This is a genomic window from Brakhagea baltica (genome assembly GCF_052161605.1).
GTDB lineage: Bacteria > Planctomycetota > Planctomycetia > Pirellulales > Pirellulaceae > JBKCUI01.
Genome location: NZ_CP197409.1, coordinates 5,823,311 through 5,843,162, shown reverse-complemented (window position 1 = coordinate 5,843,162; position 19,852 = coordinate 5,823,311). Strand labels below are relative to the sequence as shown.

At 52.2% G+C, this 19,852-nt stretch carries 15 protein-coding genes; 7 read left to right on the top strand and 8 right to left on the bottom strand.

Going from position 1 to position 19,852, the window contains the following annotated elements; all coding sequences use genetic code 11:
- Nucleotides 1–107: 107 nt before the first annotated feature.
- Together SH449x_RS22735 and SH449x_RS22730 are read left to right on the top strand one after the other, a co-directional pair.
- Nucleotides 108–533 carry a hypothetical protein gene (locus SH449x_RS22735; protein WP_482378373.1) on the top strand — a complete coding sequence of 142 codons (426 nt, stop codon included), beginning with the start codon at nt 108–110 and terminating at the stop codon, nt 531–533.
- A gap of 40 nt (nt 534–573) precedes the next feature.
- Nucleotides 574–1,071, top strand: a complete 498-nt coding sequence (locus SH449x_RS22730) for a hypothetical protein (RefSeq protein WP_482378372.1) — start codon at nt 574–576, stop codon at nt 1,069–1,071.
- Between the two features lie 169 nt (nt 1,072–1,240).
- On the opposite strand, the gene SH449x_RS22725 is transcribed toward SH449x_RS22730, so the two are convergent.
- From SH449x_RS22725 to SH449x_RS22710, 4 genes are all read right to left on the bottom strand, one after another.
- Nucleotides 1,241–4,360 carry an FG-GAP-like repeat-containing protein gene (locus SH449x_RS22725; protein ID WP_482378371.1) on the bottom strand — a complete coding sequence of 1,040 codons (3,120 nt, stop codon included), beginning with the start codon at nt 4,358–4,360 and terminating at the stop codon, nt 1,241–1,243.
- A gap of 236 nt (nt 4,361–4,596) precedes the next feature.
- Nucleotides 4,597–5,445, bottom strand: coding sequence for a homocysteine S-methyltransferase family protein (locus SH449x_RS22720; RefSeq protein ID WP_482378370.1), 849 nt, complete (start codon nt 5,443–5,445; stop codon nt 4,597–4,599).
- A gap of 2 nt (nt 5,446–5,447) precedes the next feature.
- Nucleotides 5,448–5,915: a GNAT family N-acetyltransferase gene (locus SH449x_RS22715; RefSeq protein WP_482378369.1), complete on the bottom strand. Its 468-nt coding sequence runs from the start codon at nt 5,913–5,915 to the stop codon at nt 5,448–5,450.
- Between the two features lie 327 nt (nt 5,916–6,242).
- Nucleotides 6,243–8,039 carry a sialate O-acetylesterase gene (locus SH449x_RS22710; protein ID WP_482378368.1) on the bottom strand — a complete coding sequence of 599 codons (1,797 nt, stop codon included), beginning with the start codon at nt 8,037–8,039 and terminating at the stop codon, nt 6,243–6,245.
- 254 nt (nt 8,040–8,293) lie between these two features.
- On the opposite strand from SH449x_RS22710, the gene SH449x_RS22705 reads away from it, so the two are divergent.
- Nucleotides 8,294–8,515, top strand: a complete 222-nt coding sequence (locus tag SH449x_RS22705) for a hypothetical protein (protein WP_482378367.1) — start codon at nt 8,294–8,296, stop codon at nt 8,513–8,515.
- Nucleotides 8,516–8,527: 12 nt separating this feature from the next.
- Nucleotides 8,528–9,508: an acyl-CoA desaturase gene (locus tag SH449x_RS22700; protein WP_482378366.1), complete on the top strand. Its 981-nt coding sequence runs from the start codon at nt 8,528–8,530 to the stop codon at nt 9,506–9,508.
- A 158-nt stretch (nt 9,509–9,666) separates the two neighbouring features.
- Here the strand turns inward: SH449x_RS22700 and SH449x_RS22695 are convergent, their stop codons facing one another.
- Both SH449x_RS22695 and SH449x_RS22690 read right to left on the bottom strand, forming a co-directional pair.
- Nucleotides 9,667–11,463 (bottom strand): polysaccharide deacetylase family protein, encoded by a 1,797-nt coding sequence (locus SH449x_RS22695; protein WP_482378365.1) that lies wholly within the window; start codon nt 11,461–11,463, stop codon nt 9,667–9,669.
- A gap of 102 nt (nt 11,464–11,565) precedes the next feature.
- Complete coding sequence (locus tag SH449x_RS22690) at nt 11,566–12,219, bottom strand: hypothetical protein (RefSeq protein WP_482378364.1); 654 nt, start codon at nt 12,217–12,219, stop codon at nt 11,566–11,568.
- Nucleotides 12,220–12,409: 190 nt separating this feature from the next.
- Between SH449x_RS22690 and SH449x_RS22685 the strand changes: the two genes are divergently transcribed.
- Genes SH449x_RS22685 through SH449x_RS22675 form a run of 3 tightly spaced genes read left to right on the top strand, consistent with a single transcriptional unit; the run spans nt 12,410 to nt 15,921 of the window.
- A complete protein-coding gene (locus SH449x_RS22685; protein WP_482378363.1) occupies nt 12,410–12,838 on the top strand; it encodes a GntR family transcriptional regulator in 429 nt (142 codons plus the stop codon).
- Nucleotides 12,839–12,873: 35 nt separating this feature from the next.
- Nucleotides 12,874–13,785 (top strand): ABC transporter ATP-binding protein, encoded by a 912-nt coding sequence (locus tag SH449x_RS22680; protein WP_482378362.1) that lies wholly within the window; start codon nt 12,874–12,876, stop codon nt 13,783–13,785.
- 3 nt (nt 13,786–13,788) lie between these two features.
- A complete protein-coding gene (locus tag SH449x_RS22675; protein WP_482378361.1) occupies nt 13,789–15,921 on the top strand; it encodes a hypothetical protein in 2,133 nt (710 codons plus the stop codon).
- A 311-nt stretch (nt 15,922–16,232) separates the two neighbouring features.
- Here SH449x_RS22675 and SH449x_RS22670 read toward each other — a convergent pair whose 3' ends face one another.
- Complete coding sequence (locus SH449x_RS22670; protein WP_482378360.1) at nt 16,233–17,006, bottom strand: polyprenol monophosphomannose synthase; 774 nt, start codon at nt 17,004–17,006, stop codon at nt 16,233–16,235.
- 6 nt (nt 17,007–17,012) lie between these two features.
- Entirely contained in the window at nt 17,013–19,847 is a 2,835-nt protein-coding gene (gyrA, locus tag SH449x_RS22665) for a DNA gyrase subunit A (protein ID WP_482381848.1), read from the bottom strand.
- Nucleotides 19,848–19,852 lie beyond the last annotated feature (5 nt).

The following is a 19,852-nucleotide window of genomic DNA, read 5'->3' as shown; positions in this document are numbered from 1 at the left end:
AAAGCGAGCGTCGCGTAGGTCGAAACAAGCCGACAGGATGGGGAATGCACCTGGCTTGTACAGGTGAAGCTTACGTTTCCGGCTCGATTCACCGGAACTGGATTGCCATGCGGAAGCCTAACGATCCGCCGATCAAGTCGGCGGGATTCGTGGGCGGGGTGGGTGATCGCTTCTTTAGCGAGAAACCTAACGATCCGCAGGGCAAGCCTGCGGGATTCGCTTGTTCCGTCAACGGGGAATTCCGGAGCCGCCTGCGGCTACACCGACAGGATAGAGAATGCACCTGGCTTGTACAGGTGATTGTTACGTTTCCGGCTCGATTCGCCGGAACTGGATTGCCATGCGGAAGCCTAACGATCCGCCGATCAAGTCGGCGGGATTCGTGGGCGGGGTGGGTGATCGCTTCTTTAGCGAGAAACCTAACGATCCGCAGGGCAAGCCTGCGGGATTCGCTTGTTCCGTCAACGGGGAATTCCGGAGCCGCCTGCGGCTACACCGACAGGATAGAGAATGCACCTGGCTTGTACAGGTGATTGTTACGTTTCCGGCTCGATTCGCCGGAACTGGATTGCCATGCGGAAGCCTAACAATCCGCCGATCGAGTCGGCGGGATTCGTGGGCGGGGCGGGCGATCGCTTTTTTAGCGAGAAACCTAACGATCCGCAGGGCAATCCTGCGGGATTCGCTTGTTCCGTCAACGGGGAATTCCGGAGCCGCCTGCGGCTACACCGACAGGATAGAGAATGCACCTGGCTTGCCCAGGTGAAGCTTACGTTTCTCGCTACACCGACGGGTAGCGCCGCGCGGCACCGCGAATGCACCTGGCTTGACCAGGTGATTGTTACGTTTCCGGCTCGATTCGCCGGAACTGGATTGCCATGCGGAAGCCTAACAATCCGCCGATCGAGTCGGCGGGATTCGTGGGCGGGGCGGGCGATCGCTTTTTTAGCGAGAAACCTAACGATCCGCAGGGCAATCCTGCGGGATTCGCTTGTTCCGTCAACGGGGAATTCCGGAGCCGCCTGCGGCTACACCGACAGGATAGAGAATGCACCTGGCTTGACCAGGTGATTGTTACGTTTCCGGCTCGATTCGCCGGAACTGGATTGCCATGCGGAAGCCTAACAATCCGCCGATCGAGTCGGCGGGATTCGTGGGCGGGGCGGGCGATCGCTTCTTTAGCGAGAAACCTAACGATCCGCAGGGCAAGCCTGCGGGATTCGCTTGTGAGCCACCTCTGCTACTTCGAAGCGGTCACGCCCCAAAGCTTCTCTAACAAGGCATGCATCTCAGGATCATGCCTAAGCAACTCCTCGCGAGTAAAGGGAAAGAAATCATTCCGCGAGAAGTAGGCTTCCGTGGTCTCGGCGAAGTACTCCATCGCGTTGGTCATGGCATAAGCTCGTTCGAATGTATTGGGCTTGCCGTTACCTAACGTGCGCTCGACGCGGTCGTACAAACCACTTTGCTTGGCTCGTTGATACGCGGCTCTGATTTCTTGATTACCAAAACCATCCGGCAGCGACCTAAAATGATAAGCGTGAGCCAATTCGTGAAGTGCGAAGTTTGGCATTCTCTGCATCTCGGCTTCGAAATCATGAACTCCAGAAAACTCGACTCCTTGCGCCATCGCGGGATCTCGACCATTGTCTCGCAACCAACCAGCCCCAGGATGAAACTCAGCCCCACTTCGTCCAGCTTTATACGAAGGTGAAAAGTAAAGCGGAACTTTCTTTAGCTCCCGTACGGCAGGCGCTGGTACATCGCGCACAATTTCGTCCAACATCTTCTTCAATCCGTCCAGGGCTTTAGCCGTATCGTCAGCCTCGTCCTCCAAGAGCTTCTTCGCGATGTGCACTTCCCAGCCCGAGATGTTGCGAATTTCTCGTTCCATCTGCTCCGTCTTGGACTCAGAACAAAAGATTACCGCGTTCGGGGCCTCGCTGCGGGCCTGAACAATGTCGAGAAAACGGTCCGCATTCAAGTCTCCGATCGCTAGTCCGTAAACGGCTCCATTGTTGTCACCGAACGGTAACTCCTGAAAACTTGTTCCTGTTCCATCATTCAGAAACACTCGACTTCCTCCGCTGGAATACCCAACAATCAGATCGAGGTGATCATCGTCATTCATGTATCCAGTGGCGATCGAATACGCAGCAAGCTTCGGATCTCCGATGGGAATCGTCGTAGGAAAATTCCCCTGTCCATCATTGATGCAGACGCAGGTGCCTCGGCGATCATCTCCTACGATCAAGTCAACCGCCCCGTCGCCGTTGAGGTCTCCTGCCGCGCAGGCTCGTGTTGAAGATGCAGCAGGTCCGAACGTTGTCGTTCGTGGAAAGCTTAGCTTGTCATCGTTGAATAGAATGCGGCTAACGCCACCATCTCGATGCGGAACAGCTAGATCAATAAAGCCATCTCGATCGAAATCAGCCGCCACGATTGTCGTTGCGGATTCGGATGGGATGACGATCCAGTTATCCTTTAAAAAATTTCCATGTCCGTCATTAAGAATGATGTAGCTGGAGCTCTTTCTATTCGCAACGATCAGATCAAGAAAACCGTCTCCATTCATATCGGCTAGCGAGATATTTCGAGTATTCCACGATGAATCTCCCCACGAACTATCGAGAACGAAGTTCCCTTTGCCATCGTTCTTGTAAGCGACTTTCTTATCAGGCTTATCGTTGCTGACGACGATGTCTAAATCACCATCATTGTCGATGTCCCCCAAAACAGCCGCGTAGCTGCGATCCGGCTGATCTCCAAGATTTCGGGCTTCGAAATTTCCTTGTCCATCGTTTAGCAAAATCCGATTGTGAAGCGGCCAGTGCCTCCCTTTGGCTAAGACGATATCCAGATGACCGTCGCCGTTGAGATCCCCCACACTTGCATTGGCTGACGTTTCACTAGTCTTCTCAAGGTTGACTGGTCTGAAGGATAACGGAGCAGTTGATGGATCTCGATCTTTCTGACTCGTTGCGTTTTGCTCCGTGGTTGGAGCATTCTCAATACAGTAGAGTTTATTCCAGCTTCGTAAGAACAATTGATCGTCGACAGCCACAGGCGAAGCATCGATCACGTCATCAAGTACATTCACTGCGACAATCTCCAAGCTCTCGTTATCCTTTATTACGACCGTGGTTCCCTCTCGGCTTGTAAAGTAAAAATGCCCATTGGCCAATATCGGAGAAGCGTACATGCTGCCGATCCCGTTCAAACGCATTCTCTCAAGCAGAGGCTTTCCTGTGGTAGCGTCCACGCAACTCAGCGCATTCGTATTGCCCGCGGTGAATAGTAGACGCGAGCCCGACAGAATGGGGGATGGAACGTAAGGAGTCCCTTGCGTTATCTTCCAATTAAGCGTGGTGCTGCCGGTAACATCGCCTTGAGCATCCAGCGGAATGGCACAAGCTAACGAACCGCGATAGCCACTCATGCAAATGACGGAGTCGTTAAAGCGAATAGGTGTGGGGATTGCGTTCACGGTTTGGCCGCCACATTCCCAAAGGATCGATCCATTTTTCGCATCGTAGCTTTTGACCGCCCCTGTACCATTGACGACGATTTGCTGCTTGCCATCAAAGCTCGTCACAAACGGCGTATTCCATGAGGTGACTTCACCAGTGCGATCTGTCTTCCAGCGGATTTTTCCTGTCCGTTTGTCGATCGCCGTGATAAACGAACCTTCCTCTTGATCCCAATTGATGATCAACGAATCATCGGTTAACGCCGGTGTCACGGCTTCCCCCCAGCCGTTGCGGGTGCGCATGTTGCCGAGAGCCAGATTCCAAACTGGTTCCCCATTCAATGAATAGCAGAAGACACCTCGCGACCCGAACGAAAAGTAGAGTCGTTCACCGTCGGTGATTGGCGAGCCAGCAGCATAGGTGTGCGTTTCGTGCTTGCCTTCATGCGGGACATCTTCCACCACGATTCGTTGCCAAAGAGTCGTCCCAGAATTCCGATCGTAGCTTGACACGACGAACTGATAGTAAGATTCGTCGGGTGTCGTCTTAGCTCGCTCGTCATTTACGATTGGCTTCGGGCTCTTTCGATCCGTCTTGACGGCTGACAATACGAAGATTTGATTGCCAAGCACAATCGGTGTTGCAGAACCTTCGCCCAGTAAATCGACGGTCCATGCAATATTGGTAGACTTGTCCCACTCAGTGGGTGGTTTAGCTTTATCGCCAGCTCTACCATCGGCGGTGGGACCTCGCCATTGCGTCCAGTTATCGGTTCGCGAAGTAGCCGCCTGATTCTCTACCACTTGCGATAGAACCCAGCTGGGGGCACTTCCCAGCACGCCTGCCACCACGACTATTCTTAGCAAAAAATTCATCGCAACTCTGTTCATCAAACGTTCCCATCGGCAAAAGATGTCATCGACCCAACCGAAAAACTACTCGTTGGTGGTGAGACACCCGATTCTAACCTAACTTTCGGACCGCATAAGTTCTTGCACAGTTCGGGCGATTTGGCAACAAGATGCGCACAATCAGCATCGACGAAGCGCGAGGGACTATTTAATCACCAGCCCGAATACTTATGGTCACGGGCGATATCTTTGCATGCGCATCGGGCTGGTATGGATCACAAGCCCTGCTTCAGTCTGCGGATGTGGTCTGGGGTAGAGCCGCAGCAGGCACCGATGATTTGTGCGGGCCAAGCTTTAGCGTATTGCAAGTAGCCTTCAGGGTCGGTCGAGTCGGTGGTGGTCCAGCCTTGTTCATCGTCTGCGAAGCCGATGTTGCCATAGGCTACCAGCGAGATGTCTTCACCACACGTGGCGCGTAACTCGGTGAGTGGTTGGGCAATGGTGTGGGCCGGCATGCAGTTCACACCCAGTGCTTTGACTCCGAGTGGCATGAGTAACTTGGCGGCTTGAGTGAGTGACTCGCCCGAAAGGATATGGCCTTTTTTATTGCAGACGAATGTGACCCATGTCGGCAAGCTGGTGGCCGTGGCAATCTTGGCCGCAATCACTGCTTCGCGAACGGTATTCATGGTCTCGAAGAGAAGCAGATCAACGCCTCCTTGCACTAGATGTTCGATACGTTCGGTGTGCTCGTCAAGGCATTCATCATCAGACGGCACGAGGTCAGGACGATAACAATCTTCAAGCGTTGAGAGAGATCCAGCCACGAGCGCTGGCCTGCCAAATTCAGCCACCGCCTCTCTGGCCGTAGCTACTGCACGCAAGGTTAGTTCACGGGCGGAGAAGCCTTTGCCTGCAAGAACGCGGCGGTGAGTGCGGAAGGTGTTGGTGGTAATGATGTCCGCACCGGCATTGAGGTAGTCCAAGTGAACTTGGCGCAGGACATTCAGCCCGGTGTCCGTAGTAAGCGCAGTGGCGGACCATAATGGCAACCCTGTGTCTACGCCTCGGCGATTGAGTTCTGTGCCTGTAGCACCATCGAGTAAGAGCTGTTTCGCGTTCACGATCAGGACACATCCATTCGGGAAAACAAACGCTCGAAAACTACGTAACCGGTTTCGCTGAAGCCGAGGCGTCGGTAGCTTTCTCGAGCGGAATCGTTTTCCTGCTCCATGTAGAGGCGGATGCCGCAGCAATCTATGTCCGCTTCACCGAGTTCTTTAATGTGCATGAAGAGAGAGCGAAATACACCCTGGCCACGAAAATCAGGATGCACATAGACACTCTGAATCCACCAGATCTCGCCATTTCTCCAATCGCTCCATTCGAACGTGTGAGCGGCTTGCCCCACGACTTGGCCATCGATCACAGCCACAAAGTACCTGCCTCGTTTGGATTCGGTAACAAATCGCCTCACGCCATGATTTACCGTCACCGGATCAAGTTCCCGTTCCTCCGTTTCACGGCATAGGGCAATGTTGAACAGTGTGATGGTTTCCACGTCAGTGGAAATGGCCTGTCTGATTTCAATCATAGTTTCTTCGGCTTAGATCTTAACACGGACCAGCGACGAGCTTCATTGCATTGGATTCGATTGGGTAATTATTGCAATGGGTAGCTGTTCAGCCAATTGACCTACTATGTGTAAATGCCCCATGCTTGACGTGGGGAATATTACGTTTCTTGCTAAACAGGTGGAGTTTCTCCCCCCTCATCCCGGTTCGGCGGCTTCGCCGCCGAACCGGGATGAGGGGGGCGTTGGGCGAGTCATTAATTAGCGAGAAACGTGAAGCTCCGCAGGGCAAGCCTGCGGCATCTTTCCTCTTTCCCACGGCCCGAATTAAGATCAAAGCCATCAAGGTTACTTCATGAGTTTTAGGTTTGCTTCGGCAAAGGCTTTACCTATCTGAGCGAATATCTTGGCGCTGCCAAAGTAGTGGTAGCCGCCGTTAGATGCTCCCTGAAGTGCCTCTCTGTCTTTGGGTGAAAGAATCTCCTCCAAGGCAAGATCGAACTTCACTTGATCCTCCTTGGTGATCCCTTCAATCCATGCATCGAGGGCGGCATAGCGTTCTGGAGATCGCGGCGAGTATTGATCATTGGCATAAACTGCCAGAACGTTCTTCCCTATCTTCAAATGTTGAGTCTGTTCTTTATCGAGAATTATGGATCGGTAAAACGGCTCATCCCTCCACCAGATGTAGGTGTGAATCTTTTGGCCGTTTAAATAAACATGAAACCCTTGTCTCGCTAAAATCGCGATGCGGTAGGAATCGTAGTCGAGGTTATCTACTTCAAAGGTGGAACGCATGAGCAGGAATTCCTCTTTGCCCCATTTGGATGCATGTTTGTCCAACTTGATTCCGCTATGGTTCCATACCCCCTTGCCGATAGGGGCTTTGCCTGCGGACCATTGGCTGTCATCAAAGTCAGGCATATACCAATTCTCCATTCCGGCTGGCAGTTTGATATCGCGGAATCGCCGATCGGTGAACTCTTCTAATTTGTCCGTCCCTTCGGCGGCATCGACTGAGATGTATCGCCAGTTTCGATCTTGGGGCAGAGGCTTGCCAATCGGTTTCCAGTACTTATCCCATTTCCGCTCCGTGTCGAACGTGCCATCTTTTTTCAATGTGTGAGCGGTTTCAATAATCTTGTTATACTCGCCTTGCTTGGGTTCTGCGGCTTCGATGTCGCGATCCCAAAAAGGAGCCGTATCGACAGCAACCACATTCCCTTGGAATTCAGGCATCGCGGCCGGTGCAGCCATGGCTTTGCGGAAGTTGACATTCTTCTCGCCATCGACACCGAGCACCCCGATAACGAATGGCATCTTCGGTGCATCAAGGTCGCTGCGAACATCGCGGATGAAGTGCGTTAAAAGACGCGAGTACTCTTCATAATTACGATTCGGATAAGTCTGGCCATCGACTAGATCGTTGAACCCTTGAAACCATACAAAACCTGCCAGCTCATAGCCCTGCTTAGGATCGTAAGCGGGACAAACCCGAGCGGGATCTGCAAGCACTTTCTTTACATGCTCCACCATCATACGGTAAAACACCCCCGAGGCAGCATCTTTGTCTTCTTGCCATTTCTTGCGATCCTCCAGCTTGGGAATGCCATGGGCACCCTGCGGATGTTTATCCCACTCTGCTTGAACTTGCTTGGGCAACTGGTATGGACCAGCACTAGGCGGACGAAATTCGGTGTTAAGCGACCTGCCCCCCCAAGCGGTCTTGATGATGAGTATCGGTTCCTTTAGTTCTTTCTCCATGGTGATCCCAAAGGTGAACTCAGGCCCGATCTTTCGGCCGATCTTAGTGGGTTGATCTCCGCGTGCACCAAAACCTGCGGTTAATTTTCCCAAGCCTTCTCCATTCGCGCTGCCATCATAAGGCCCGGTCAAATAAGACATCCAGACTTGATCACAGACGCGAGGCGTTCCATCGGGGTTGCGCATCTCCTCGAGCAAGGGAGCCGTGGCCGGATCTTTGCCGATGTAGTCAAAGGTCCGGATTTCCGCATGTCCCTCCATGTTCGATTGGCCAGCGAGGATGAATACCTTCAGCGGCTGAGCGAAACAATTCGGCGTCATGGCGCACAGTAGCACGCCTGCCCAAAGTAGTGGTGATACAGCAACCCGTAGTTTCAACATAACAAACTCAAATTCCTAGACGCACTTGATACGCAATTCGAAATCGACTCTTACTACGGTCATTGTAAACCAAGTAAAACCAACCAACAGGATCATTAGTGCATTCATTTTTTGATAACGGATCCGTTGCAAAATCATGGAACTTGCCATCGTGACGTCCCCCGGAAACGCCGGTGTTGACCACCGAAGGGCTCCCATGATGGCATCGCAGAGTCAAGAGGTCTCTCGAGTATTCCAGGATCGCAACTTGGTTGGTGGACGATTTGACTGCGCCGGCTGCGGAAAGTGTTCCGGAATTGGCGGTTTTCGCAATTGTTCGCAATCTGCTCCTGATTATTGATAAAAATTGGCTATTGACGCGTGATCTTCTCCAACGTGGGGTGTCGGGTCTCCCGGATCTGCTGTCTAACAAAGAGTTACGGGCTCAGCGAATGAAGCCACGAGCGGCCGATGTTCGCATGGTCACACCTTTGTAGAAGCGGTGAATTATGAGTGCAAGCGTTGTGGAGTTGGAGGAAGTCGGTGGAAAAGCCCCGAAAGAATCGAATGAATCAGAGATGCCGCGACCGGTTTCGGCGGGAACCGATCGTCGGGTTCGCTGGGATTACGTAATCTTCTTTGTTTCCTTGCACGTTTTGGCGTTGTTGGTTTTTGTACCCTACTTCTTCACTTGGGTCGGGCTTGCTGCATTCGTCGCTGGCGTAGTCGTTTTTGGCCAGCTCGCGATTCCGATCGCTTACCACAGACTGCTCGCTCATAAAAGCTTTCGATGTCCAAAATGGTTCGAAAGAAGTTTGGTCACATTAGCGATATGTGCAGCGCAGGAGACACCAGCCCAATGGGTCGCGTGGCATCGCCGGCATCATGTTCATTCCGACAAACAAGACGATCCTCATTCTCCGCGTGTGACATTTTTCTGGGCACACATCAACTGGCTTGTTTATGAAAGCCGCAGCCGACTGCAGACCTTTTCGATGTTTGAGAAGTATGCGCGGGATATTCTATCGGATCCTTATTATCGATGGATCGAAAAGTTGCCTAGTCCAGCGGGGCTATTTTACTTCGCACATGCGTTTCTCTATACGGCAATTGTTGCGTCGATCTCACTGGCTTGGTACGGATGGGAACCCGAAGCATTGCGAGTCACAGCCAGTGTTGTACTCTGGGGAATTATTGCGAGGACCGTATGGGTTTGGCACATCACGTGGAGTGTCAATTCGCTGTCGCACGTCTTTGGGTATCAAAATTATGACACGGGCGATGACAGTCGAAACAACTGGTTTGTTTCGTTACTGACTGCTGGCGAAGGCTGGCACAACAATCACCACGCCGATCCAGCTAGCGCGTCGGTTCAACATCGTTGGTGGGAACTAGATCCGAACTACTATGTGATTCGGTTGTTTGGCATGTTGGGATTGGCGACCGACATTATTCGCCCTCGCGAACAACGCAAACGGACAAAGACTTGAGCCGCTCGTCTTTGCAACCTTTGAATCATCTGGCTGCCACCTAGAGTTTTCGACAAGTCTCGATGATAGTTGCCGTATTTCGGTCTTCAACCGGCAAGCGAAGAGTCCGGGAGGGTCGGCAATCGAGCCTTCAATGGATGCGTGCCACCCTCGCGTGGCTACTGTCGGAGCGATTGAATTCTCTCCAACTCTGCGTCGATCTCCGTTCCTTCATAAAACGAAACCCAACCTGATAAGGACCGTGTTTCACCAGACGGAATGTCGGGAAAGGCGGGGTCGGAATGAATGCACGGACACGGTGGATTGGCCCAACCTCGTTGGCATGACTCCCAAGCGGTAATCACCCAGCGGTCCCCGGTGCTACTCTTGCATGCAACAAAAGGTTCTCGGATAAGCTTATTGGCGTTGGTGCGATCCTCGAAACCATTTAGGCGAGCAAGCATGACGCATTGTTGCACCGAAACGCCCGTCATCGGTTCATCTGTATCGTTCTGAACCCACATTTCGAATGTGACATGATCCTGGTGGGGAGTCGCACGCACGCCAAAGGTGACACCGTTTGGCAAAGTTCTAGTCGATACCCATCCGCGTTTCACTCCTCCATCGTCTTCTCTGTGAACCGACTCCCATTCCAAGCGATCCAGCGTGATTCCCTGACGATCCCAACGTGTGGGAACATGCGTATGAGCTAAGTAGAGCAACTCACGAGCTTGATTGGCGTTCCACCAGATGGCTTCCGGGAAATCCGCGACGACGTAACCACCGTCCTCCCAAGGAGCAAAGATGCTTAGCTTGGTCTCGCGCTGAGGTCGGAGCATCCCGTCGCGAAAACCGGTTCGAGGATGGCGACCTCCCGGGTACGGTAACGTCACCAACGCCGAGTTTTCCTTGTTCGATGAAATAAGAGACTGTGTTTCTTTCGCGATTCCCAACCGAGTGATAGCGGCCTGAATTTCCTGCGATGTCATTCCGGTTGCCGCCGTCATTTCGGGAGTCGTAAACTGATGATGAACCAGCATATTCTCTAACCAAAATCGCAGTTCGGTATCATCGCGAGGCAGACGCGAGTTATCGAGAATTTGCTCGGATGCCAACTGCGACTTGCGATCCTCGATGATACCGTTGAGATCGGATGGAGAAATATTCGGATCAACGAAGCGAGCCAGATCTCGCATCGCGATAACTTGATAGCCTTCTCGAGCGAGATACCTCATGCTTAGCTCAAACAGGCTCGTAGGAAAACTAACCCACGAGTGAGCGGTATCGGGCACACCATGAAACTGCAAAACCGCGATCTTGCCATGCCGTGCCTGTCGTACCGCTTGAACAAAATCTTCCAGCTCCCAATCGGGGCGAGCGTCTCCTGCGGAGGGAATTAGCAAGGGGTGATCGAAACCAGGTTCGTAGGCAAAGCCACGACCTTTCTCATAGGGATACTCGGGGGCACCACCTCGTCGTGCGAAAAGGATTCCTTGTTCGCGAAGGATTCCCAATGCCTGAGCTGACAAGGCATTGCCGGGCCAAGCGAAAGAGACCGGGGCTGGGATGTTATGTTCGAGGCAACGGTCCCGGATCGCTTGAACCTGCTCGGTAAGGGCCGCAGCATTCTTGTCCGTGATCGCTAAGTGATCACGCGTATGATTGCCGATCTCGAAACCGTCGCGATGCAGTTGCGAAATCTCCTCCCATGTCATGTAGTCCTTTTTGTTATCCTTGAAGTCAAAGCCTTCCGTAACAAAGAAGGTTGCACCGAAGCCGTACTTTAGCAGGATCGGTCGGACTGTTTCAAAGTGCGATCTAGCAGAATCGTCAAACGTCAGTACGACCAGTTTCTCAGGGATCTGTTCGAGCGTCGTGTCATTTTGAGCTGCGGGCGCGGGAGTAATGTCGGACAGCGTCCAAACAAATAGTACAGATAGACTGAACAGAATGCAAAGAGACCGACGATGTGTCATGGAGCTTGGGAGAGGATCGTGGCAAGCCATCTATTTGAAGTCAATTCATAAACGAAAATTAATAGGGATTCGTGTATTTCGCTACGCTTGGAACGTATCACTTTATTTCGATTTGATTCTAAAGGTTTGCAGTGCTTGATTCATTTCGGCAGTAGACACAGCTGGATCTCCTTCGTAGCCAATGTGACCAATGAGCACTGTCTTGGAGTCAGATTCAAAACCATAGAGCGAACCTCCCGATATTTTATTGCCCTGAAAAATGATTCGTAGATTAATCTGCGTTACGGAAAGACCGTGCCAGTCGATTACTTTTTCATCCTCAATATCAACATCTTCGACTCCGAATTTGTTGGTCAGACCGGCAAAAAAGGTGATGAGGTTACGCTTCATATCACTCCCGCCCGCCACAGACGAATTCTGAAGCATGCTAATTGCTGCCTCGGGCTCGCCGTTCGCTCCGAGACTGGAAAAGACCGCCATGCGTAGATTTGGGGGAAGTGAGTTCTGAGGAATTGCATTTGGCTTAAATCGGCTAGGCAGTTCAAACTCGTAGTTTTCAAACTCGTGTTTTGTCCGTTCTGCACTCACGCTTTGCGATTCAGTCGAGGGGGGCATCTTTGACGCTCGGCTGGAATCCGATTCACGCGTCGGAATCTCGGCAACCGGTAGTTCTGTGTTTGTATCTGGTGCAGGTTTGCACCCGAAACCTATGGAGACGACAAAACATCCGAGAAAAAAACTGGTTCGATAGTTCATTCTGATCACTTGAATTAGACGAGACGTTTAATAAGAGGCGTGCAACTCACCAGCGTAAGTCAGATCGTTACAGGCACGGAATCGGATCAAAGTATAGCAGTACTTAACGATGGCGATACTAGGCTCTCATATGTCCTAACGAAAAAATTAATCCGCTCCACGCTTGACTCGACGCAAGCCTAGCCGTACTATGACACGTAGTACAGTTAGTACGGGAGGCCAGAAGGTGCAGATTAGCATAGTAGCAGGAAGTGGTGTGCCGATCTTTCGGCAGATTGCGGACCAGATCATTCGAGCTGTGGCAACCGGCAAGCTAGCAGTGGGGGACTCGGTCCCCAGCGTCCGGCAACTGGCGAAGGAGCTGGTGATCAATCCGAACACGGTTGCCAAGGCATACGGGCAACTGGTGGATGACGGCGTACTGGAGACTCAGCCAGGTCGCGGTTTCTTCGTGGCCAAGCGACGGCAAATCTATTCCAAAACCGAGCGATTGCGGAGGCTCGATGAGTCCATCGACGCGTTGATTCATCAAGCGATCGCGCTCGATTTTTCCCCAGAGGAAGTGTTCGAGCGGGTCGAGGAGCTTTTTACTCGTCGTTTAAAGCCGGTAGCTGATTAGACAATATATTTAGACAATATATACGGAGTGAACTGATGGCAGAATTCGCAATAGAAGCCAGAGGATTGACAAGGTACTTTGGCACAAAACCGGTCGTTCAGCAAGCAACGTTTTCGGTTCCTGTGGGAAGCGTTACAGGGCTGCTGGGGCTCAACGGAGCGGGCAAATCAACCACGATTCGCATGTTGATGGGGCTCTTGGAACCGACGCGAGGTTCGTGCTCCATGCTCGGGGTCGATAGCAGACATCTACTGCCAGAGCATCGCATCCGCATTGGCTATACCATTGAGGGACACTATCTCTACTCTGGGCTTACCGTTTGCGATGCCGAGCGAGTGCAAGCGGATTGCTTTCCTCGATGGGACTCGCTCGTTTTTCAGTCCATCATCAGTCGTTTCGGAATTAGCCCTACAGATCGCATTCGTCACTTGAGCCGTGGACAAAGAGCTGGTGTGTCGATTGCCCTTACGTTAAGTAGTCAACCAGAAGTTCTCGTGCTCGACGATCCTTCGCTGGGGTTGGATCCTGTCGCTCGTCGAGCATTGAACGAAACGATCCTAGAGTTTATTGAGCCGGGGGATCGATCGGTTCTGTTGAGCAGTCACATGCTCGACGATATCGAGCGAGTCGCGGATCGCGTAATGATCATGGTAGAGGGACGTATCGTGGTGAACAAAAGCGTGCCTGAGTTTCTGTCTCGCATAGTGACATGGAGTTGCGAATACGTTGACGAGTTCGATTCTGTATCCATTCCGGGATTGATCTCGAAGAGACGAATTGGGAAGCGTTGTTTGTTGACCATCGTGGATGGCAATGAAGATGCGGAACAGTGGATACAAAACATCGGTGGTAGCGAGGCAACTCGTACAGAAACATCGTTTGACGAAGGGGTGGTCGCTTACCTTTCGCGATCTCGAACCAGTGAATCCTTTTTGCAAAGAGGCTAGATCATGATGAATGCTTGGATTCGAAAAGAAGCGAAAGATATTCTTCGCTGGACACCGATCGGTGTGGTGATCCTCAGTCTTTTATTGTGGATCGAGATGCGGTCGTTATTCTTGTCAAACGCCTTCACGGATCTGTCTTCGAAGCTTTGCTTCCAAGCCTTTATTGCCGCAGGAGTTTTTGGAGTGTTTTTGGGTGTCGCGAGCTTTTGGTTCGATTCGAGTGGTGGAGCACGTGGATACATGGTGCAACGAGGCATTTCGCTAGCACGAGTGTTCACGATACGAACGATACTCGGCTTTATAGCTTTTATGGTATCTATGTGGACTCCTTTGCTATGCTGCGGATTCTACATTTCGATGATTGGCCCTGCGACCCTTCCCATAACTCCATTCGCAATTGTGCCAGCTTTAATCGTTGTTCTGTTCACCTTTGGTTTCTTTTTTGCAGGTTCATTGATAGCCTGCCGCACAAGTCGCTGGTTTGGGGCACGTCTGCTACCTCTGTTGTGTGCGTTGCCCTTACCAATGGCAGTATTACCTGTGATTGGGGGGCATGCCTACGCATTCCTTGTGACTGGGTTGCTGGGCGTTATCGGAATGCTATTAATCATGGCCAGTGCCCGTTCGGCGTTCCTTAGAGGCCCCAGTCAACCAGCACCTTCAAGGAGTTTCTGTCTGCCCGCAGTGGAACGCACAATAATACTTTTGTCGACACTCGCGGCTGCCTTTATCGTCTTCGCGTTGGTGATGGCTACAACGATGCGAGGTTTTCAAGCGATGCCTGCTACTCGCATGATAATTAGGTTTGAATCCGATGGCGCACCGTGGCTCGTTGAGCAACCAACCCTTAGTGCGTTTCTTGGGAAACCACATGAACAGGCGAGAGTAGTTTCCAGCCTTCAGGATGATAGCTCCGATGGGGGTAAACCCGATTCAAATAGCCTTCAATTCGGGACCGAACTTTTTCCGCGATTCTCAACTCTATCTAGTCGAGTTGACACCTGGGATATGATACCGCTCAAAGAAACGAACGAGTACCTTTGGTTTGGAAACCGAGGCTTGGTTTATTTTTATCGAAAACTCAATGATCCAGAAATCAAGCAACTCCAACTCGTTGCGGTTGTTGGACCCAAATCGGTCGGTGATCATCAAAAACTACCAAAGGATCGATTTGAAGGATATCCGATTGTCCTCGAGAGGATAGATCAAACGGCTTCACAAGGGGCTTCTGGTTCCTTTCTGTTTTCGGCTTCTGGCGGAGTTTATCGATTCGATATTGCAACTCGCGTCATCGAGCCGATTCTACCGCAGCCGATTGACTGGTACGCAGAAAGTGAAAGGTGGGTTGCCCGTGATGACGAGGGTGAAACGCAATCTGGCATGGTCGGTGGAAAGTTGTTATCTCACAAGCTATTACTGATGAACGATTACACGATGTCGATCGTAGAACACGAAACCGATAGTAGAACTGGTCGGTTAGGTGTGAAGCCAATCGCAACGTTAGATATCCCCCGCAACTTTGATTTGAAGGAATACCGAGGTGCGATTTTTTGGTTTCAGGATGAAAAGAATTGGACCTTTATACCTCTGACGTTCGCGCATAATTACAACCAACGAGAATTTTTGGTCATTCGCTCGCAAAACGACGTTGTGCAACAATCGAGAATCCAATCCCCTGTCGAATTCGCAGGTACGGCGGACAATTCTGATTCTTATCAGTATCAAGAACAAATTCGGGTAATGTTGCTGCTGCCACCTGTTTTGGTATCGTCATTATCATTATTGTCGTACTTCGTACTCGGTGGACACGTCCCGTGGAATAGCATTTGGTTACTAGGTCTGCTTCAAGCGTTTGTGTCAGGCGTGCTGTGTCTGATAGCGGCACGATTTCGATTGTTATCGCGTTCCAGCTCGGCGCTGTGGTTCCTGCTGGGGGCTTTGTTTGGGCTGGGGACATGGGGAGCGCTGCTAGCAATCTATCCCCGTGTCTATAGGCTCAAGTGTAGTAGCTGCGGCCGCATGCGTCGGATCGAAAACGATCATTGCGAGGAGTGTGGTGCATCGTGGGAGCCGCTCAAGCCATTGGGAATTGAGCTCTTGGGTGAATCAGTAGAAGGTGGCTACTTGGTCGGTTGAGCGAACCAAAAGGTCGGCTCAACAATGACTGTCAATGCTTCATCGTGAGTACCCCCCCCGCGGGTACCTCCTAGAGGGAGGGTGGTTTCCATTCTTTTTGGAGGGGGCTGAGCGGGTACGACTAAGCGGGGAACGATTGGGAGCGGAGGTTTTCTGGTTGAGCAAATGGGCGATTGATTCATTGATGCCCTATCGGAGGGCTCGCGCCCGTTCCGCTACGATTAGCATCGCTACGCGACGAAGCCCTAAGTTAACCGGGTAGTTTTTCGTCCGCAGATCTCCTTGTTGTTGAGCCGAACCTTAAAGGCTTTCTACTCGGGGCGGATGGAATGGCCTGTTGTTCCTTTGAGGCGGGCGACTCGGTGAAGTGAAGATACGGTTGATAGTGCCTCTTTGAGAGAGATCTTGGACGCTCCCTTTTTTCTTTCTGTGTATACGATCCCGACTTCGGTCCAGCGGTCTGTTTTGTTGATCAAATGCCACAGCACCTCTTCCAGGAAACCGTACCCTTTGCCCTGGATCTGCTGCCAATCAATCGCTTGTAAAGATGCAACTCGGTACAGACGGTACGCGCTGCTGCAATCATTAACCTTCCAGCCCACTACGAACCGAGCATATGCGTTCGCACAGCGGCTAACCAGCTTTCGTTTCCAGGAGCATCCCTCCAAGCCGCCCCCCTCAACGTAGCGGGAGCCGATCACCAAGTCGTTGTTTTCCGCCTGTGCTAGAAGCTTGGGAATTGCCGCCGGATCGTGGCTAAGATCTGCATCCAAGTTCAATACCCACTGGAACTGGTGCTCCATGGCATAATGCATGCCTTCGCGGATAGCGGTTCCCAAACCCAACTTGCCCACCCGACTGATCAGAAAGGTGTTGGGGCGGGTCTTAGCCGCCTCGCTTACCCACGCAGACGTGCCGTCCGGTGAATTGTCGTCTACCACTAATATCGCGACACCAGGCACTGCCTGATCTATTCGCTGGAATAGCTCAGGCAGATTGGCTTTCTCGTTGTAAGTGCAAACAAGCACCAACAGCTTCTTATCGGTCGCCCAGTTATGGTCAGTCGCCCAATTGTTTGCGGCCATACAAGGCTATTGAGCCTCTCCGTCGGTTTCATCGTTTGCTTTGTTTTCGCTCGTGTCGACCTCACCGCCGGATGCTTCGTCTGAGACGTTCGAGTCTTGTTCCGAGTCGGTGCCGGTTTCAGCCATCGATGAGCCAGGCACGGATGGAGCGGATATTGCATCATCTTCGGGAATATCCTCTTGAGGAACGCGGACCAAAGCGGTCAACGAATCTCCTTCGTCTAGGCTCATGATGCGAACCCCTTGCGTGTTTCGGCCAATAACGCTGACATCGGATGCCGCGATGCGCTGTATCTTGCCTCGCATGGTCATCATGAGAATGTCATCGGTGCCTTGGACGGGAACGACTCCAATCACTTTGCCGTTTCGTTTCGTGGTCTTGATGTCGATCACACCTTTACCGCCCCTTCGCTGGGTTCGGTAGCGGTTCGAGGAGCTGACATCATCCCCCTCTGCTTCATCCGTGGTCTCGCCAGCACTTGCATCGTCGCCGTTCGAATCGTCGCCGTTCGAGTCGTCGGCTGCGGTTGGTTCGCCATTCTCATCCTCGAGCGGTGGTTGCTCCTTGCCAGCCATCTCGTCTCCAGGACCAAAGCTGGTGCGTTTGCCGTAGCCGAACTCGCAAGCTGTCAGCAAAGTCGCCGTTGGGTCGGCAACAACCATCCCTACGACTTCGTCACCCGCTTTGAGTGAAATCCCCTTCACGCCGGAAGTGTTTCGGCCCATCGGGCGAGCGTCGCTTTCCGCGAAGCGAATAGCCATTCCGTTAGCAGTTGCCAATACGATTTGGTCGTTAGGCTTAGTTACAACAACGTCAACGAGCTCATCGTCCTCTCGCAACTTGATCGCGATGATTCCACCCTTCTTGGGGCGGCTGTATTGCTCGAGTTCCGTTTTCTTGATGATCCCTTTTTTTGTGGCCATCATCATGAAGTGTCCTGGCAAGTTGAAGTCTCGCACGACCACGCAATCGCGAATCTTTTCTTCTGGGGCCAGATTGAGTAGGTTCACAATGGCTCGGCCCTTGCTCTCACGGCTGAGCTGTGGGATTTCCCAAATCTTCTGCCAGTAAACTTTTCCTTGGTTGGTAAAGAACAGCAAGTAAGCATGCGTGCTAGCCACAAAGAGGTGTTCGACCGGATCCTCCTCAACCGCCTTCATGCCAGTGATGCCTTTTCCGCCGCGCTTTTGAGCGCGATAGGTCGTGGCTGGAATACGCTTGATGTAGCCGGAGGTGGAGATCGTTACGACCATGGTTTCCTCAGTGATGAGGTCTTCCATGTTGTAGTTGCCGAGTTCCTCGCCATCGATCACGGTTTTTCGATCGTTACCGAATCGGCGAGCAATGTCTTCCAAGTCTGCTCGGATCATGCCGAAAATGCGAGCTGAATCACCCAGGATATCGCGGTATTCGGAGATTTCGTCCAGCAATGCCGAATGCTCCTGGGTCAGTCTTTCTTGTTCCAAGCCCGCCAATTGGCCGAGTGTCATTCTCAAGATCGCGTCGGTTTGTACGCTGGTTAAGGAGTAGACATCGCTGCGGCCTCGTTCTAGTTGGAAGTCGGCATAGCCTCGCTCCCCGAGGGCTCGTTCCATCATGGACGCCGGGCACTCGACCCCCATCAACTTTTCTTTGGCTTCGGCTTGAGTGCGGCTGCTGCGAATGATTTGGATAATGTGATCGATATCGGCCAGGGCTAACAGCAACCCTTCGATAACGTGTTTGCGTTTCCTCGCACTGGCTAGCAAGAACTGCGTGCGGCGGCGGATGACGATCACTCGGTGGCGTATGAATTCCTGCATCATCTCCTTGAGAGTTAGCTCCCGTGGCTTGCCATCAACCAATGCGAGCAAGATGATGGAGTGAGTCTCCTGGAGTGATGAGAATTGGTAGAGTTGGTTCAAGATGATGTGTGGATCTTGACCTTGCTTCAGTTCGATGACGATTCGAACAGGCTCCTTCAAATCGCTTTCGTCGCGAATGGCCGAGATGCCTTTGATTCGATCCGCACGAACCAAGTCGGCGATCTTCTCCACGACGCGGTCACGTGCTTGCTGATAAGGTATCTCGCGAACGATTAATCGTGCTTTCTTGCCTTCTTCGACATCGACCTTGGCTCGAACCACGATGGTGGAGCGGCCCGTGCTGTATGCTTGGCGAATCGAGTAACGACCGCAGATGATTCCACCGGTCGGGAAGTCGGGACCTTGGACGATTTCGCAGAGTTCGGAGATGGTTGTTTCGGGATCATCGATTAGCCGGATAAGACCAGTACAGATTTCTCGCAAGTTATGTGGTGGAATGCTCGTCGCCATACCAACCGCGATGCCTTGAGCCCCGTTGACCAGCAGATTCGGGAACTTCGACGGCAGAACCACGGGCTCTGTGCGTCGTTCGTCGTAGGTGGGGATAAAGTCGACCGTATCCTGCTTGAGGTCGTCCAGCATCATAGCGGCGGGAGCAGCCAATCGAGCTTCCGTGTACCGCATGGCAGCTGCGGGAAGACCGGCGATCGAACCAAAGTTACCTTGTTTGTCGATCAGCATATGCCGCATGTTCCATTCCTGGGCCATTCGAACCAGGGTTGGATAGATGATCGCCTCGCCGTGCGGGTGGTAGTTTCCAGAGGTATCACCCGCGATTTTGGCACATTTTACCCGAGATGCACCAGGAGTCAGGTTCAAGTCGTTCATAGCGACGAGAATGCGGCGTTGACTCGGTTTGAGACCGTCTCGAACGTCCGGCAGAGCGCGGCTCACGATAACGCTCATGGCATAGGTAAGGTAACTGTTGCGGAGCTCGTCTTCGATAGCCTCTTCGATCATCCGCTCGCCGGTCATGCCCC